This is a genomic window from Dactylosporangium cerinum, from assembly GCF_042653625.1.
GTDB classification, from domain to species: domain Bacteria; phylum Actinomycetota; class Actinomycetes; order Mycobacteriales; family Micromonosporaceae; genus Dactylosporangium; species Dactylosporangium cerinum.
Genome location: NZ_JBHSIU010000009.1, coordinates 205,575 through 223,271 on the forward strand (window position 1 = coordinate 205,575; position 17,697 = coordinate 223,271).

At 72.2% G+C, this 17,697-nt stretch carries 13 protein-coding genes; 12 read left to right on the forward strand and 1 reads right to left on the reverse strand.

From position 1 onward, the window contains the following. The first annotated feature begins 332 nt into the window (after window positions 1-332). From ACFPIJ_RS06145 to hemB, 5 genes are all read left to right on the forward strand, one after another. Window positions 333-1,079, forward strand: a complete 747-nt coding sequence (locus ACFPIJ_RS06145) for a redox-sensing transcriptional repressor Rex (protein ID WP_380113617.1) — start codon at window positions 333-335, stop codon at window positions 1,077-1,079. Window positions 1,080-1,164: 85 nt separating this feature from the next. Then, window positions 1,165-2,451 carry a glutamyl-tRNA reductase gene (locus ACFPIJ_RS06150; protein WP_380113618.1) on the forward strand — a complete coding sequence of 429 codons (1,287 nt, stop codon included), beginning with the start codon at window positions 1,165-1,167 and terminating at the stop codon, window positions 2,449-2,451. Then, window positions 2,448-3,377, forward strand: coding sequence for a hydroxymethylbilane synthase (gene hemC / locus ACFPIJ_RS06155; protein WP_380113619.1), 930 nt, complete (start codon window positions 2,448-2,450; stop codon window positions 3,375-3,377). The genes ACFPIJ_RS06150 and hemC overlap by 4 nt, the downstream gene beginning before the upstream one ends. Next, on the forward strand, window positions 3,361-4,944 hold the full coding sequence (locus ACFPIJ_RS06160; protein ID WP_380113620.1) for a bifunctional uroporphyrinogen-III C-methyltransferase/uroporphyrinogen-III synthase: 1,584 nt from the start codon (window positions 3,361-3,363) through the stop codon (window positions 4,942-4,944). The genes hemC and ACFPIJ_RS06160 overlap by 17 nt, the downstream gene beginning before the upstream one ends. 13 nt (window positions 4,945-4,957) lie before the next feature. Then, window positions 4,958-5,941 (forward strand): porphobilinogen synthase, encoded by a 984-nt coding sequence (gene hemB / locus ACFPIJ_RS06165; protein ID WP_380113621.1) that lies wholly within the window; start codon window positions 4,958-4,960, stop codon window positions 5,939-5,941. A 227-nt stretch (window positions 5,942-6,168) separates the two neighbouring features. Here hemB and ACFPIJ_RS06170 read toward each other — a convergent pair whose 3' ends face one another. After that, window positions 6,169-6,609: a GGDEF domain-containing protein gene (locus ACFPIJ_RS06170; RefSeq protein ID WP_380113622.1), complete on the reverse strand. Its 441-nt coding sequence runs from the start codon at window positions 6,607-6,609 to the stop codon at window positions 6,169-6,171. 264 nt (window positions 6,610-6,873) lie between these two features. On the opposite strand from ACFPIJ_RS06170, the gene galE reads away from it, so the two are divergent. From galE to ACFPIJ_RS06205, 7 genes are all read left to right on the forward strand, one after another. Continuing rightward, window positions 6,874-7,845, forward strand: coding sequence for a UDP-glucose 4-epimerase GalE (galE, locus tag ACFPIJ_RS06175; RefSeq protein ID WP_380113623.1), 972 nt, complete (start codon window positions 6,874-6,876; stop codon window positions 7,843-7,845). 41 nt (window positions 7,846-7,886) lie between these two features. Continuing rightward, window positions 7,887-9,911, forward strand: coding sequence for a hypothetical protein (locus ACFPIJ_RS06180; protein WP_380113624.1), 2,025 nt, complete (start codon window positions 7,887-7,889; stop codon window positions 9,909-9,911). Between the two features lie 10 nt (window positions 9,912-9,921). Further along, window positions 9,922-11,373, forward strand: a complete 1,452-nt coding sequence (pelF, locus tag ACFPIJ_RS06185) for a GT4 family glycosyltransferase PelF (RefSeq protein WP_380113625.1) — start codon at window positions 9,922-9,924, stop codon at window positions 11,371-11,373. Window positions 11,374-11,446: 73 nt separating this feature from the next. After that, a complete protein-coding gene (locus ACFPIJ_RS06190) occupies window positions 11,447-12,898 on the forward strand; it encodes a hypothetical protein (protein ID WP_380113626.1) in 1,452 nt (483 codons plus the stop codon). Further along, complete coding sequence (locus tag ACFPIJ_RS06195) at window positions 12,895-13,542, forward strand: spherulation-specific family 4 protein (RefSeq protein WP_380113627.1); 648 nt, start codon at window positions 12,895-12,897, stop codon at window positions 13,540-13,542. The genes ACFPIJ_RS06190 and ACFPIJ_RS06195 overlap by 4 nt, the downstream gene beginning before the upstream one ends. Then, window positions 13,539-14,459, forward strand: a complete 921-nt coding sequence (locus tag ACFPIJ_RS06200) for an endo alpha-1,4 polygalactosaminidase (RefSeq protein WP_380113628.1) — start codon at window positions 13,539-13,541, stop codon at window positions 14,457-14,459. The genes ACFPIJ_RS06195 and ACFPIJ_RS06200 overlap by 4 nt, the downstream gene beginning before the upstream one ends. A gap of 383 nt (window positions 14,460-14,842) precedes the next feature. Further along, window positions 14,843-17,650: a PQQ-dependent sugar dehydrogenase gene (locus tag ACFPIJ_RS06205; RefSeq protein WP_380113629.1), complete on the forward strand. Its 2,808-nt coding sequence runs from the start codon at window positions 14,843-14,845 to the stop codon at window positions 17,648-17,650. Window positions 17,651-17,697: the final 47 nt, after the last annotated feature.

Consider the following 17,697-nt stretch of genomic DNA (forward strand, 5'->3'; position numbering starts at 1 on the left):
TCAGCGTGTCGGCGGCGCTATGCCCGATTTTGTGGAGATACTCAATCGAGCGCCCGCCCGCTGCCGGCCTGGTCCGGGAAAGGGGCACACAGGTGCCGCGGGGGCATTCCACGGGAACGTGGGCCGCACGGGCGGGCGCTGACCTCTGCATGGTTGGCGTGGACGCTTCAAGATCGCGATTTGTGCACGGCTTCACAAGCGCCTACTCTGTTGCAACGACGAACCCCGCTAGCACAGGCGGTAACAGCCATCGCAAGCGGCCTCCTTCCGGTGCCACCGGATCGGGCTGCGGGCAGGGGCGCCGTCACAACCCGTCGTCGTCACGGAGACTCATGAGCCAGCAGCGCACCGGCCCCACCGACGGACCGGACTTTCCGGACCTTCCGGAGGCGACCGTCGCCAGGCTTCCGGAGTACCTACGCGCCCTGCACCACCTCGCAGAGGACGGGCACGACACGGTCTCCTCGGAGGGCCTCGCAGCGGCCGCCGGCGTCAACTCCGCCAAGCTCCGCAAAGACCTCTCGCACCTCGGCCGCACCGGCACCCGCGGCGTCGGCTACGACGTGACCCTGCTCATCGACCAGATCGAGCAGGTCCTCGGCCTCACCCACCGCAGGGCCGTCGCCCTCGTCGGCGTGGGTAATCTCGGTCACGCCCTCGCCGGCTACGCCGGCTTCGGCACCCGCGGGTTCCGCATCGCCGCACTCTTCGACGCCGACCACGGCCGCGTCGGCGAACACATCAACGGCCTGGTCGTGCGGCACATCGACGACCTGCCCGAAGTGGTCGACCAGGAGTCCATCTCCATCGCCGTGATCGCCACCCCGGCGCACGCCGCCCAGCACGTCGCGGACCGTCTTGTCGAGGCCGGCGTGACGAGTGTCTTGAATTTCGCACCCTGTGTCTTGAACGTTCCCGACGGCGTCGACGTGCGTAAGGTCGACCTGGCCATCGAACTGCAAATCCTGTCCTTCCACGAGCACCGCAAGTCAGCGCTCACCGCGCTGCCGGCCGCGGTGCAGAAACCCGGGCGGGTCGGCATGGCCAACCGGCTCGGCGGGGAGGCGGTGGCTACGTGAACGGTTCGGAGCGCAGCAGAGAAGCCGTGCACCAGAAGCGCAGTGCCGGTTCAGGCCGGCGCCGCAGTGCTGCGGAGGTGACGGCGTGAACCTGCTTGTCGTCGGCATCTCACACCGGACCGCAGGGGTGCCCCTGCTCGAGCGCGTCGCCGTCGCCGGCGATGCAATGCCGGCCGTCCTCGCCGACCTCGTCGCCCAGCCGTACGTCGACGAGGCCGTCATGCTCTCCACCTGCAACCGGGTCGAGATCTACGCCTCCGTCACCGCCTTCCACGGCGCCCTCGCCGACATCGGCGGCATGCTCGCCGCCCGCTCCGGCACGACCGTCGGCGACCTCGCCCCGCAGCTGTACGTCCACTACGAGGTCGACGCCGTCCGCCACGCCTTCCGCGTCGCCGCCGGCCTCGACTCGATGGTCGTCGGCGAGGCGCAGATCCTCGGGCAGCTCCGCGACGCGTACGGTGTGGCCGCCGAACAGGGCACCGCCGGCCGGGTCCTGCACGAGCTGCTCCAGCAGGCGCTGCGGGTCGGCAAACGCGTGCACGCCGAGACCGAGATCGACCGGGCCGGGCAGAGCGTCGTCAGCGCCGCCCTCGCCTACGGGCAGGGCGCCACCGGCACCGTCGAGGGCCGGCCCGCGCTGGTGATCGGCGCCGGCGCGATGGGCGCGCTGTCCCTGGCGACGCTGCGCCGCTCCGGCGCGCACCCGCTGTACGTCACGAACCGCAGCGCCGCACGCGCGGAGCGCCTCGCCGAACTGCACGGCGCTATCGCGGTGCCGTACGCCACCCTCCCGACGGCGCTCGAGCAGGTCGACGTCGTCATCAGCGCCACCGCGTCACCCGGACCCGTCCTGGACGCCGCCCTCGTCGGCGCGGCCGGCCACCCGCTGCTGGTGCTCGACCTCGCGCTCCCGCGCGACGTCGCCCACGGCGTCGGTGACCTGCCCGGCGTCACCCTCGTCGACATCGAGCTGCTGTCGGAGTCGCTGTCCACGACCGCCGACGCCGAGCAGCGCGCCGCCGAGGACATCGTGGCCGGCGAGGTCGAGGCGTTCCTCACCTGGCTGCGCGGCGCCGACGTGGCGCCCACCGTCGCCGCCCTGCGCGCCCGGGCCGACGAGGTCGTCGAGGCCGAGCTCGGCCGCCTGGCCCAGCGCTGCCCCGAACTCACCGACAACCACCGGGCCGAAGTGGCCCACAGCATCCACCGCATCGTCCAGCGTCTGCTCCACCAACCGACCGTCCGGGTCCGGCAACTCGCCGCCGAGCCCGGTGGCGAGGCATATGCTCAGGCGCTCCGCGAGCTGTTCGACCTGCAGATCCCCACCGCTGACATCGACCCGGCCGCCGCAGGCGAGGTGCACCCATGACGCTCAGACTTGGCACCCGGGGCAGCGCCCTGGCGATGGCGCAGTCCGGCACCGTCGCCCAGGCCGTCCGGGACCGGACCGGCCGCGACGTCGAGCTCGTCGAGATCGTGACCACCGGCGACCGCTCCAGCGCGCCCATCCAGACCCTCGGCGTCGGCGTCTTCGTCTCCGCCCTGCGCGACGCGCTGCTCGCCAACGAGATCGACTTCGCGGTGCACTCCTACAAGGACCTGCCCACCGCACCGGCCAAGGGCCTCGCCATCGCGGCGATCCCGCAGCGGCACGACCCCCGCGACGCGCTCGTCGCCCGCGGCGGCCTGACCCTCAACGAGCTGCCCGTCGGCGCGCGGATCGGCACCGGCGCGCTGCGCCGCATCGCCCAGCTCAACGCCCTCGGCCGCCGGTTCGAACCGCTGCCGCTGCGCGGCAACGTCGACACCCGCCTGCGCAAGCTCGCCGAAGGCGAGTTCGACGCGATCGTCCTCGCCCAGGCCGGCCTGACCCGCCTCGGCCGCGCCGGCGAGGCCACCGAGGTCCTCGACCCGCTGCTGATGCTGCCCGCCCCCGCGCAGGGCGCACTCGCGGTCGAGTGCCGGGAAGACGATGCCGAGCTGCGCGAGCTCCTCGCCGCGCTCGACGACGAATACACCCGCGCGGCGGTCACCGCCGAGCGGGCGCTGTTGGCCGAGCTCGAGGCGGGCTGTTCCGCCCCGATCGCGGCACTGGCCGAGGTCGCAGAAGGCGACGACGGACCGGAGATCTATCTGCGCGGTGCGGTCTTCAGCCCGGACGGCGGGTTCGCCCTCCGGCTGTCACGCACCGGAACGCTCGCCGACGCCGCGGAGGTGGGCCGAGCCTTGGCCCGCGACCTACGCGAAGAAGGCGCCGACAACGCACTGGGAGTGCAGCATGACCCGCACCCGTAAGGGCAGCACCGGCCGGATCGCCTTCGTCGGGGCAGGCCCCGGCGATCCAGGCCTGCTGACGCGTCGCGCCCATGAGGCGCTGGTGTCCGCCGACCACATCGTCTACGACCGCAACGTCCCCGAGTCGCTGCTCAGCGTGATCCGCGCCGACGCCGACCCCGAGGCGCAGTTCTCCCCGGCCGAGGGAGCGCCCGGCGACGTCGCCAAGGTGCTGCTGTCCGCGGCCCGGTCCGGGCTGCGCGCCATCCACCTTGTCGGTGGCGACCCGCTCGCCCACGACACGGTCCTCAAGGAGGTGCAGGCCGTCGCCCGCACCGCCGTGCCGTTCGAGGTCGTGCCCGGCATCGGGCAGGCCGCGGGCGTCGCCACGTACGCCGGCGTCCCCCTCCCCGGGGTCCGCGTCACCGCCGACGTCGACGACGTCCAGTCGGTGGACTTCGAGTCGATCGCCGCCGCCGTCAGCCGGGGCTCCTCGGCCCTCGCCGTCGACGCCGGTGACCTCGCCGCCGTCCGCGACGGGCTCCTCGCCGCCGGGGTCGACGCCACCACGCCTGTCTCCGTCACCGGCGACGGCACCGGCGAGACCCAGTACAGCTCCGCCACCACCGTCGACAGCATGGTCGCCGCCGCCCTCGGGTTCGCCGGGCGGGTCGTGCTCTGCCTCGGCGCCGGCGTCGGCCAGCGGGAGAAGCTCGGCTGGTGGGAGAACCGGCCCCTGTACGGGTGGAAGGTCCTCGTCCCCCGCACCAAGGAGCAGGCCGGCGCGATGAGCGAGCGCCTCCGTGCCTACGGGGCGATCCCGTGCGAGGTGCCGACGATCGCCGTCGAGCCGCCCCGCACGCCCGCGCAGATGGAACGCGCCATCAAGGGCCTCGTCGACGGCCGGTACGCCTGGACCGTCTTCACCTCCGTCAACGCGGTCCGCGCCGTCTGGGAGAAGTTCGCCGAGCACGGCCTGGACGCCCGCCACTTCGGCGGTGTCAAGGTCGCCTGCATCGGCGAGGCGACCGCGGAGGCCGTCCGCGGCTTCGGCATCGTCCCCGAGCTCATCCCGGCGGGCGAGCAGTCCTCCGAGGGGCTCCTGGCCGAGTTCTCCCCGCACGACGAGATCCTCGACCCCGTCGGCCGGGTGCTGCTGCCCCGCGCCGACATCGCCACCGAGACGCTCGCCGCCGGCCTCACCGAGCTCGGGTGGGAGGTCGACGACGTCACCGCATACCGGACCGTCCGCGCGGCCCCGCCGCCGGCCGACATCCGCGACGCCATCAAGTCCGGCGGGTTCGACGCGGTCCTGTTCACCTCGTCCTCTACCGTGCGCAACCTCGTCGGCATCGCCGGCAAGCCGCACGCCCGCACCGTCGTGGCCGTCATCGGCCCGAAGACCGCGGACACTGCGGTCGAGTTCGGGCTGCGCGTGGACGTCCAACCGCCGCACGCGTCCGTCCCGGACCTGGTCGAGGCGCTCGCCGGCTACGCCGTGGAACTGCGCGAGAAGCTCGCCGCGATGCCGGCGAAGCAGCGCCGCGGCTCCAAGGTCCAGGGTCCGACCGCACTCAGGTTCCGTTAGAGAGGTTTGCATCATGGCTGGTTTCCCGACCGTCCGCCCTCGTCGGCTGCGTCGTACCCCAGCGATGCGACGGCTCGTCGCCGAGACACACGTCGAGCCGTCCAACCTCATCCTGCCCATGTTCGTGAAAGAGGGACTCGCCGAGCCGCGACCCATCTCGTCGCTGCCCGGCGTCGTCCAGCACTCCCGCGAGTCCCTGCGTAAGGCCGCCGCTGAGGCGGTCCACGCGGGGGTCGGCGGGATCATGCTCTTCGGCATCCCGGAGACCCGGGACGAGACCGGCTCGGCGGGCGCCGACCCCGACGGCATCCTCAACGTCGCCATCCGCGACGTGGTGGCCGAGGTCGGCGACGCCACCGTCGTCATGAGTGACCTGTGCCTCGACGAGTTCACCTCGCACGGGCACTGCGGCGTCCTCGCCCCGGACGGCACCGTCGACAACGACGCCACCCTCGCCGCGTACGCCGAGCTGGCGATCGCACAGGCCGCGGCCGGCGCCCACGTGCTCGGCCCGTCCGGCATGATGGACGGCCAGATCGGGGTCGTCCGCCGGGCCCTCGACGAGGCCGGCTACCCGGAGGTGGCGCTGCTGGCGTACGCGGTGAAGTACGCGAGCGCCTTCTTCGGCCCCTTCCGCGAGGCCGTGGAGTCCGCCCTCGTCGGCGACCGCAAGGCCTACCAGCAGGACCCCGCCGGCAACATCCGCGAGGCGCTGCGCGAGGTGGCCCTCGACATCGAGGAGGGCGCCGACATGGTCATGGTCAAGCCGGCACTGCCGTACCTCGACGTGGTCACCAAGGTCGCGGCCGCCGTCGACGTGCCGGTCGCCGCCTACCAGGTCTCCGGCGAGTACGCGATGGTCGAGGCCGCGGTCGCCAACGGCTGGCTCGACCGGGACAAGGTCGTGCTCGAGACCCTGACCTCGATCCGCCGCGCCGGCGCGTCCATGATCCTCACCTACTGGGCCGTGGACGCGGCCCGCCTGCTGCGCGCCTGACCGCTCTTCTGTCAAACTCCAGCGGTTACAACGGGTGACGATCCCGTCGGACGATTAGGTCGGCTGGGGTACGGTCTGATGAAGCAGAGCGCGCCACCGACGCCGCACCCGTGCCGCTCCTGCCGTCAGGCGGCGACGCGGTCCCGGCCGGCGCTCAGGCGGCGACGTGGTCCCAGCCGCCGCGTTTGCCAGAGCGCGCCACCGACGCACCCGTGCCGCTCCTGTGCTCAGGCGGCGACGCGGTTCCGGCCGCCGCGTTTGGCGGCGTACAGGTTGCGGTCGGCCCGGTCGTAGAGCTCCCGGCCGTCCATGCCGTCGTGCAGCGCCGCGACGCCGATGCTCAGCGTCACGCGGAGGCCGAACGCGACCTGGTTCCAGTCCCGGCCGGTGACGACGTCGCGGATGCGTTCGCCGATGCGGGCGGCGGTGGGCAGGTCGGCGCGCAGGAAGTGCAGCCGGCCGAGGCTGATCAGCGCGTACAGCCGGCCCTGGCGGATCATGCCGACGGAGCGGTCGTCGCCGAGCAGGCCGACGACGTGTTCGAGCCGGTCGGCGAGCGCCAGGGCCTCGCTGTTGCGGCCGTGCACGGTCAGCTCGTGCACCTGGAGCGTCAGCGGCTGGAACGGGCCGAACGGCCACAGCGGGATGGGCAGCCGAGCGTCAGGCATGTGCCTCCCCCGTCCGGTAGTCGTCGTCGCTGCGCCCCTGTTGTCGGCAGCGGGCCGGCGGGGATGAGCGTTGCGACCCGGCTCACCACCGCACGACGTACATTTCGGGCATTTTTGGCGTGTTCGTAAACCTGCTGGTCGGGTCGTCGGCCACACTGGGTTACGGGACCCGTGGAGGGACTTCGGTCGGACTTTCGGGTGTTCGTTCTGTCAGGAAAACGACAGTTGCCCGATTCGTAGTGATAGACCCTCGTTGCCCCCAACGTGAGATGGCTTGTCACTGGAGGCGCCGGGTACATCGGCGCGCACGTCGTCACCGCCCTCGGCGAGTCCGGAGTCGAATCGGTCGTCGTCGACGACCTGTCGACCGGGCGCGCCGCCCGCCTGCCGCTCGGGGTCCCGCTGGTGCGCGCCGACGTGCGCGACAGCACCACCATGCGCGACCTGTTCCGCCGCCACCAGCCCGACGGGGTCATCCACCTGGCCGCCCGCAAGGACGTCGCCGAGTCGACCGCCCACCCGCTGCGCTACTACCAGGACAACCTCGACGGCCTGCGCAGCGTCCTCGCCGCCGTCGCCGCCACCGGCACCCGGTCGGTCCTGTTCAGCTCCAGCGCCGCCGTCTACGGCACGCCGGCCGGGTCCCCGGTCACCGAGCTCGACCGGACGGCACCCGAGAACGCCTACGGCCGCACCAAACTCATCGGCGAGTGGATGCTGCGCGACGCGGCCGCCAGCGCCGGCTTCGGCTGGACCGCGCTGCGCTACTTCAACGTCGCCGGCGCCGGCGCGCCGAACCTGCGCGACCACGGCGGCACCAACCTCGTGCCGCGCCTGCTGCGCGCGGCCGCGGCCGGGATCCCCGCGACCGTCTACGGCGACGACTACCCGACCCCGGACGGCACCGCCGTGCGCGACTACATCCACGTCGAGGACGTCGCCGGCGCGCACGTGAAGGCGGCCCTGGCGCTGCACCACCGGCAGATCCACGACGAGGTGCTCAACGTCGGCCGCGGCGAGGGCGCCTCGGTGCTCCAGATGATCGACGCCGTCGGGCGGGCCCTGCAACGGCCGCTGCCGTTCGCCGTCGCCCCCCGGCGGGCCGGCGACCCCGCCGCGGTCGTCGCCTCACCGGCCCGCATCGAGGACCTGCTCGGCTGGCGCGCCCGCCACGACCTCGACGAGATCGTCCGCAGCGCCGCCACGACCCCCGTCCCGGAGACCCAAGCCGCATAACCGCAACGCAACCTGCAACTTCCCCCCGAAGGAGCACCACGTTGAAGTTCCGGATCCGCCGGCGAGTCCTCGCCGGAGCCCTGGCACTCGTCGCCGCCACCGGCGTCCTCGTCGCCACCCCCGCCCTCGCCGCCGAACCCAGGCAGCGCATCGACCTGCGGGTCCTCGTGCTCGACGACGGCAGCACCGGCATCGACATGCTCCGCGCCCAGCTCGACCGGGAGGGCGTCCCCTACGACACGCTCGCCCTCGGCGACAGCGCCCGCCCGGCGATCACCCCCGCGTTCCTCGCCGACTCCGTCAGCGGCGTGCGCCGGGCCAAGTTCCAGGGCGTGATCGTGCCGAACGAGGGCGCGGTCACCGGCACCGAGGCGACCGCCCTCGCCGACTTCGAACGCGAGTTCAAGGTCCGCCGGCTCGACGCGTACACCTGGGCCAACCCGAACGTCGGCCAGGACCTCGCGTGGAGCGGCGTCCTGGACGGCGCCGCCATGAACGTCACCGACGCCGGCAAGGCCGCCGGGTTCGGCTACCTCGACGGCACCGTCCGCATCGACGACCGCGACCCGGGCGTCATCGAGTCCTACGGATACTTCGGCGTGCCCGCGAGCACCCTGCCGGCCGGCGCGACCTTCACCCCGCTCGTCACCGGCACCACGGCGGGCGCCGGCGGTTCCCTCATGGGCGTCTACACCCACGACGGCCGCGAGGAACTCGTCGTCACGCTCGCCGCGAACCGGTACCAAACCCACGCCATGGAACTCGGCCACGGCCTCGTCACCTGGCTCACCAAGGGCATCCACCTCGGCATCACCCGCAACTTCTTCAGCGTCCACGTCGACGACGTGTTCCTCCCCGACGACCGGTGGGACACCACGCACAACTGCACCGTCGGCGACGACTGCGGGGCCGGGACCCCGGCCAACACGCCGATCCGGATGACGCCCGCGGACGTGCAGGCACTCATCGCCTGGCAGCAGGCCAACGCACTCAAGCTCGACGTCGTCTTCAACGGCGGCGGCAGCGTCGAAGCCGGCGCCGGCGACCCGCTGACGACCGCGATGGTGAACAACCGAACCCAGTTCCGCTGGATCAACCACACCTACGAGCACCCGTACCTCGGCTGCGTCCAGGACCTCACGGTGGCGCCGTGGAAGTGCGCGACCGACGGCTACGGCGCCACGAAGTGGACGTCGCAGGCCGACATCACCGCCCAGATCAAGACCAACACCGACTGGGCCAAGGGCAAGGGCATCACCGTCGACGCCGCCGAACTCGTCACCGGCGAACACTCCGGGCTCAGGACGCTGCCGCAGATGCCGGCCGACAACCCGAACCTGGCGCCCGCGCTGAACGCCACCGGCGTGAAGTACATCGCGTCCGACGCGTCCCGCGAGCAGACCACCCGCGCCGTCGGCAACGCCGTCACCGTGCCCCGCTACCCGATGAACATCTACTACAACGTGGCCACGAAGGCCGAAGAGGTCGACGAGTACAACTGGATCTACACCAGCCAGGCCGACGGCGGCAGCGGCATCTGCTCGAACAACCCCGCCTCCACCTGCATCACCCCGCTCGGCGCGAACGGCTTCGACACCTACATCGTGCCGATCGAGGCCCGCATCGCCTACGACCACCTCGTCTCCACCAACCCGGCCCCGCACTACGCGCACCAGTCGAACCTCGCCGAGGACCGCATCCTCTACCCGGTGCTCGACGCGGTCCTCGCCCGCTACGCGGCCACCTACACCACCGCCACCCCGATCGTGAACCCGAAGTTCGCCGAGACCGCGCTGCAGAACAAGCGGCAGGCGGCGTGGGCGGCGGCGCTGCAGGCCCGGTCCGTGGAGGCCTACACCCTCGACGGCAAGGTCACCGTCGTCAACCGGGGCAGCGGCACCCTCGACGTGCCGGTCACCATGCCCAACGGCACCAAACTCATCACCATGTCGGTGCTCGGCATCGAGGTCACCGGCGGCAACTTCGGCGACCCCTACGGCGGGGAGCGCTCCGCCTGGCGGAGCCTGAACCGCAACGCCTCGCAGCTGCTCCGCCTGGGCAGCTGAGGTCCGCGCCGTGCGTGTCGTGCTCGTCAACGAAGGCACCTACCCGTACGTCACCGGCGGCGTCAGCACCTGGTGCGACCAGCTGGTGCGTGGACTGCCCGACGTCGACTGGGACCTCGTGGCCATCGTCGGCACCGAACCGGACCGGCCCGCGGTGCAGCTGCCCGGCAACGTCCGGTCGCTGACCCCGGTCCCGGTCTGGGGCACCGCCCGGCCGGCCCGCGGCAAGCCCGAACGGGCCGCCGCGAGGCTGTGCCGGGGGATGCTCGGCGACACCGCGGCCGACCTGGTCGTCTTCACCGAGGGGCTGCGTGAGCTCGCCGAGCTCGCGCGGCCCCGCCCCGGCCGGTTCCGGCCCGCCCGCACCGGCCGCCACCCCCTCGCCGGCGTCGGGCTGGCAGACATCCTGGTCGACGCGTGGGCCCGGGCCAGGTTCGACGGCATCCACCTGCCCCGGCTCACCCTCCGCGACGCCGACGTGGCCGGGGTGCTGCTGGAGCACGCGCTGCGTCCCCTGGCCGCCGAACTCCCCGCCGGCACGGACCTCGTGCACGCCAACGCCAACGGGCTGTCATCCATGGTCGCCCTGGCCGCGAAATGGCGCACCGGGGTGCCGTTCCTGATGACCGAACACGGCGTCTACCTGCGGGAACGGTACCTGTCCGCGGGCAATCAGACGCCCGGGGTGAAGACCGCGCTGCTGCGGTTCCACCGGGCCCTGGCCCGGCTGTCGTACTGGGAGGCGAACCTCATCACCCCGGTCAGCGGGTTCAACTCGCGGTGGGCGGTGCGGCACGGCGCCGACCCGGCGAAGCTCGCCGTCATCGGCAACGGCGTCGACCCGGCCCGGTTCCCGCCGCTGACCACCGAACCCGCCGAACCCGTCATCTCGTGGGTCGGGCGGATCGACCCGCTCAAGGACCTGGAGACGCTCATCCGGGCCCTCGCCGTCGTCCGGGCCGCGGTCCCCGACGCCCGGCTGCACCTCGCCGGTCCCGTCCCCGCGGGCAACGAGGCGTACGCCGCCGACTGCCGCGCCACCGCCGCCGAACTCGGCCTCACCGACGCCGTCACCTGGGCCGGGCCGTGCACGTCCAGCCGGGACGCGTTCGCGGCGGGTCAGGTCGCGGCACTGTCCAGCATCTCCGAGGGCATGCCCTACACGGTGCGCGAGGCGATGATGTGCGGCCGGCCGACGGTCAGCACCGACGTCGGCGGCGTCGCCGAGGCGGTCGGCGACGCGGGACTGGTCGTGCCGCCGCGCGACCCGCAGGCATTCGGCGAGGCGTGCATCGCACTGCTCACCTCACCGGACCTGCGGGCCGGGACCGGACACGACGGCCGGCAGCGGGCGTTGCGTGAGCACACCCTGGACCGCTGCCTGACCGCCTACCGCGGCCGGTACGAGGACCTGACGGACAGCCGCGTCCCGGCGCCCGAGCCCGTGCTGGTCTTCTCGTGATCCGGAGGACCTTGTGCACCCCTGGGTACACAGGCTTTTGCCGGATCATGGCGAATCCAGCACGGAGGGCGACATGAGTGCTGATTCGCTCGTCGTGGTGCCGATGCAGCGGCGGGCCCGGCTGTCCGCGGTGGGACGCGGCGAGTCGCTGCGGTTCGTCGGGCGGGTCTCCACCGACCCGGTCGCGGCGCTCGCCGACCGGATGCGCGAGGACTGCGCCGGCGCCGTCGACGTCGACGAGGTCGCCGCGATCCTGGAGGCCAACGGCATCAACGACCGCGTCGCCGACCGGGAGTACGGCATGCCGTCGGTGTTCGCGCTGGCCGGGCGGGTCGTCGCGCGTACCCTCGACACCGCCGAGACGGCCGTGCACACCGCCCTGATCGACCGGGGGCCGACCGCCCGCGCCGTCGTCACCGACACCGTCACCCGGGCCACGATCTACCTGACCCCGCTCGCCATCGGCCTCGGCGCCGTGTCTGAAGTGGACGGTGTCGCGCCGCTCGCCACGACCGGGACGCTGCTGCTCGGCTGGGGCGGCGGGCAGGCCCTGTCCTACCTCGGCTACCGGACCCTGTCGGAGCGGGGCGTCACCGCCGCCGCCCGGCTGCTCGGCGCGGGGTTCCTCGGCCTCGCCGGCCTGTGGGCGCTCGCGCTCACCGGGACCGGGGCGCGGGCGTACACGGTCGCCGCCGTGCAGCTGGCGCTGTTCGCGGTCGCCGCCGTCGCCCTCGTCACCGGCCGTGAACGGGTCGTGCTCGCGGCGGCCGTCCCGTGCTGGCTGGCGACCGCCGGGCTCGCCGCCGGGCTCGGCCCCTGGGCGGCCACCGCGCTGCTGTGCGGGGTCGTCGCCCTGGTCGCCGTCGCGTTCCGGCCCGTCGTCGGCGCCGACGTCAGCGGCCGGATGCCGTGGCGGCGGTGGCGGTCCTGGCGCGGCGACATCGGCTACGCCCTGCTCTACGGCCTCGTCGGCACCGGCCAGGCGGCGCTGCTGCGGGCCGTCGCCCTCGACGGGATCGCGCCGCACCGGGTCCCGGTCGAGGCGGTCCCGCTGCTCGTCGGGGTGCCGCTCATCGAGCTGACGCTGGTGTGGCATCAGCGGCGCATCGCGTACGCGCGGGCCGTGCTCGCCGACCGCGGCGCCTTCGACCGGCGGCTCGCCCGGATCAGCAAGGGCACCGTCGCCGTGTTGTGCGTCCCGGTCGGGCTCGGCGCCGCGATCGCCGGTGCCGTGTGGGTCGGCCTCAGCGGCCCCGGCGGGCAGGCGCTGGCCGCCGCGATCCTGCTCACCGGCGTGTACGCGCTGTGCCTGGTCCTCGCTGCGCACGGCCGGGCCGGCACCGCGGCCCTCGTCGTCTGGTGGCCGACGCTGCTCGTCGCGGGCGTCGGGCACTGGGCCCCCGCCCTGGTGCACGTGGCGCCCACGTTCACCGAAACCCTCGCCGTCGCGACCCTGCTCGGAGCCGGCCTGCCGGGTCTCGCCGTCGCGGCGCTCGTCCTGCGTGACCCGGAGAGTTACCGATGATGCTCCTGCCGCTGTACGTCCACCCGCTCGTCGACCCCGACGCGTGGGAGTCGCTGTGCCGCAGCACCGAACGGCCGACGACGATCGTCAACGTCCACAACGGACCCGGCGGTGCCGGCCGCGACGAGGTGTACGCGGTGGCGATCGCCCGCCTGCACCGCTCCGGCGTGCGGATGCTCGGCTACGTCGACCTCGACTACGGCAACCGCGCCAACGGCGAGGTGTGGTGCGACATCGTCGGCTGGGCGCAGTACCCGGTCGGCGGTATCTTCTTCGACCAGGTGCTGGCGGACGCGGCCGGCCTGGCCTACGTGACGCAGGTGGTGCGGGCGGTGCGCGGATCGGTGGTGCTCAACCCGGGGACCAGGTGCCTGCCCGGCTACGCGGACCTGGCCGACGTCGTGTGCACCTTCGAGGGCTCCTGGGGGTCCTATGTGGACGCCCCGCCGGCGTACGGGCTGCCCGACGGCCGCGACTGGCCGAACGCGGCGCACCTCGTCTACGGCGTGCCGACCGAACGCGTCGGCACCGCGACCGCGCTGCTGCTGTCCAGGGCGCCGCACGGACTCGTCACCGACCTGCCCGCGCCCCTGCCGTATGAGGGGATCCCGACGGTCGTGCGCGAACGGGCGGCGGCCCGGTGACCGACCGCCGGCTCCGATTCGCCCTGTGCGGCCTGATCCTGCTGACCGTCCTGTACGCGGCCGCCTGCACGAACTCCGGCGACGGCGACGACGGTCCGGGCGGGGGCCGCGGCACACCGCGGACGGCCGCCGTGCCGCCGTCCGGCTTCGGCGGCCTCGGCTCGGCGTCGCCGTCGGGCGCCGCGTCCGTTTCACCGTCCGGCGCCGTTGCCGGTGGCTGGTGGAAGCCGGCGGTCGGGGCCACCTGGCAGTGGCAGCTGACCGGCACCCTCGACACGTCCGTCGCGGTCGACGTGTACGACGTCGACGCGGTCACCACCTCCGCCGCGGACGTCGCCCGCCTGAAGTCCGCCGGCCGCCGCGTCATCTGCTACGTCAACGTCGGCGCCCACGAGGACTTCCGCGCCGACGCCGGCAACTTCCCGGAGTCGGTGCGCGGCAAGGGCCTGGAGGGCTGGCCGGGGGAGAAGTGGCTCGACATCCGCCGCTGGGACACCCTCGCACCCCTGCTGGAGGCCAGGTTCAAGGTCTGCAAGGACAAGGGCTTCGACGCGGTCGAACCCGACAACGTCGACGGCTACGCCAACAACAGCGGCTTCCCGCTGACCGCCGACGACCAGCTGACCTTCAACCGGCGCGTCGCCGACCTCGCGCACCGCCTGGGCCTGGGCGTCGGCCTGAAGAACGACGTCGAGCAGGCGGGCGCGCTCGAGCCGGCGTTCGTCTTCGCCGTCAACGAGGAGTGCGCCCACTACGACGAGTGCGACACCCTCAAGGTGTTCATCGCCGCCGGCAAGCCCGTCTTCCACGTCGAGTACGACGTCGACACCGGCAAGTTCTGCCCGAAGACCACCGCCCTGCGCTTCTCGTCGATGAAGAAGAAGGAAGATCTCGACGCCTGGCGCCAGGCCTGCTGAGCACACAGGACCAGGCCGGTGAACGCCACCGTATCCCCACCTTACACCCACCGACCAAATTTCTTGTCGGTGCTGTCACCCATCGTAGCCGTCGTCCGCCGGCGCTGCGCGACCGCCATCGAGCGGTGACTTTTGGTTAACAAGACGAAAGTTCATGCCAACGCATCGGAAAGTGTGGACAGGTTCGTTCGAAGCTCCTAGTGTGTCCTGCACGACACTGGAGTGTTTCATCAATGTATCCGCCGGCAGCGGTGACATCGATGGACATGGAAGGTGTTGCGGAGGCATACGGCATCCGGCGCGGCGGCGCGCGCCCTGCCTGGCACGTTCAGTCAGGAAGGGACACAGTGAACCAACAACCCTCACGTCATCGATGGCGGCCGATGGGTGCCGCCCTGCTCCTTGTCTCGGCGAGCATCAGCGCCCTCGTCGTCCAGGCCGGCCCCGCGGCGGCGGCGATCAACGCCGCCGACTTCCAGCAGGTCACCCTCGCGAAGGGCGAGCCGGAGGTCGGCGAGCCGCTGACCATCTCGGTGCTGCCGGACCGCTCGGTGCTGCACACCGCCCGCAACGGCACGCTGCGGCGCACCGACGCCAACGGCACCACGTCCGTGATCGCCAACATCCCGGTCTACCAGCACGACGAGGAAGGCCTGCAGGGCGTCGCGGCCGACCCGAACTTCGCCACCAACCGCTACATCTACCTGTACTACGCGCCGCCGCTGAGCACCCCCGCGGGCGACGCGCCGGCCACGGGCACGGACGCTGACTGGGCCACCTGGACCGGGGTCAACCGCCTCTCCCGGTTCACCCTCAACGCGAACTTCACCGTCAACATGAGCAGCCAGGTCAACATCCTGGACGTGCCCGCGAACCGCGGCATCTGCTGCCACGTCGGCGGCGACATCGACTTCGACGCGGCCGGCAACCTGTACCTGTCCACCGGTGACGACTCCAACCCGTTCGACTCGGCTGGCTACTCGCCCCTGGACGAGCGGACCAACCGGAACCCGGCCTACGACGCGCAGCGGTCCGCCGGCAACACCAACGACCTGCGGGGCAAGATCCTGCGGATCAAGGTCAACGCCAACGGCACGTACAGCATCCCGTCGGGCAACCTGTTCCCGTCCGGGACCGCCAACACCCGGCCCGAGATCTACGCGATGGGCTTCCGCAACCCGTTCCGGATGAGCGTCGACAAGGCCACCGGCATCGTCTACGTGGGCGACTACGGCCCGGACGCCGGCACCACCGACGCCAACCGCGGCCCGTCCGGCCAGGTCGAGTTCAACCGGATCACGTCGCCGGGCAACTACGGCTGGCCGTACTGCACCGGTGCCAACACCACCAGCGAGATCTACAACGAGTGGAACTTCTCGAACGGCACGACGGGCGCGAAGTTCAACTGCGCCGGCGGGCCGACGAACAACTCGTTCCGCAACACGGGCCAGGGCACCCTGCCCGCGGCGCGGCCGGCGTGGATCAAGTACGGCGGCGACTCCGGCACCCCGACCGAGTTCGGCGGCGGCTCCGAGTCGCCGATGGGCGGCCCGGTGTACCGGTACGACGCGGCGAACACGTCGGCGACGAAGTTCCCGGCGAGCTTCAACGGCATGTTCTTCGCCGGTGAGTTCGGCCGCGGCTGGATCAAGCCGATCGTCGTCAACAGCGACGGCACCCGCGGCGCGATCGACACGTTCCCGTGGGGCGGCAAGCAGGTCATGGACATGCAGTTCGGCCCCGACGGCGCGCTGTACGTCCTGGACTACGGCACCGGCTACTTCAACGGCGACGCCAACTCGGCCCTGTACCGCTACGACTACGTGGGTGGCGGCAACCGCGCGCCGACCGCGGTCGCAAGCGCGAACAAGACCTCGGGTGCGGCACCCCTGGCCGTGACGTTCTCCTCCGCCGGGTCCAGCGACCCGGAGGGCGGGCCGCTGACCTACTCGTGGGACTTCGACGGCAACGGCACCCAGGACTCGACCGCGGCGAACCCGTCGTACACGTACACCGTCAACGGCACCTACAACGCGACGTTGACGGTGCGGGACAACCAGAACGCCCCGGCCACCTCCAGCGTGCTGATCAGCGTCGGCAACACCGCGCCGACGGTCACCATCAACGCGCCGGCGTCCGGGCAGCTGGTGTCCTTCGGCGACAGCGTGCCGTGGAGCGTCACGGTCACCGACCCCGAGGACGGGGCGATCAGCTGCTCGCGGATCACCATGACCTACGTCCTGGGCCACGACCAGCACGCCCACCAGATCACCTCGCAGACCGGCTGCACCGGCACGATCAACATCCCGGTCGACGGTGAGCACGACGACGCGGCGAACATCTTCCCGATCTTCGACGCGTCGTACACCGACAACGGCGGGCTGACCGTCCACGCGCAGAACATCCTCCAGCCGCGCAAGCGGCAGGCGGAGCACTTCAAGACGTCGTCGGGCATCAACACGTTCACCAAGACGACGGCCGAGGGCGGCAAGACGGTCGGCGACATCAACAACGGCGACTGGATCCAGTTCGACCCGTACAAGCTGAACAACGCCACCTCGGTCGCCGTGCGGGCGTCGTCCGGCGGCACCGGCGGCACCGTGCAGTTCCGCACGGGTTCGCCGACGGGCACGATCATCGGCTCCGCGACCATCCCGGTGACGGGCTCGTGGGAGACGTTCACGACGGTGACCGCACCGATCAGCGGCGCACCGGCCGGCACCACGTCGCTCTACGTGACGTTCGCCGGCACGGGCACCGCCGCGCTGTTCGACGTGGACAGCTTTACGTTCACGACCAGCAGCAGCGGCATGGGGCCGCTCAAGGGCCTCGCGGGCAAGTGCCTCGACGTGCGCAGCGCCGCCACCGCCGACGGCACGCAGATCCAGCTGTACACCTGCAACGGCACCAACGCGCAGACCTGGACCCGATCCGGGCAGACGCTGCAGTCGCTGGGCAAGTGCCTCGACGTGTCCGGCGGCGGCAGCGCCGACGGCACGAAGATCCAGCTGTGGACGTGCAACGGGTCCGGCGCGCAGAACTGGGCGCCGAACGCGGACGGCACGCTGCGCAACCCGCAGTCGGGCAAGTGCCTGGACGTGTCGGGCAACAACTCCGCGGACAGCACGGTCGTGCACCTGTGGACCTGCGTCAGCCCGGCACCCGCAAACCAGAAGTGGACCCTGCCCTAACGAGGTGATCGGGCGCCCGTGCCGCCACACGGGCGCCTCCCTCCCTG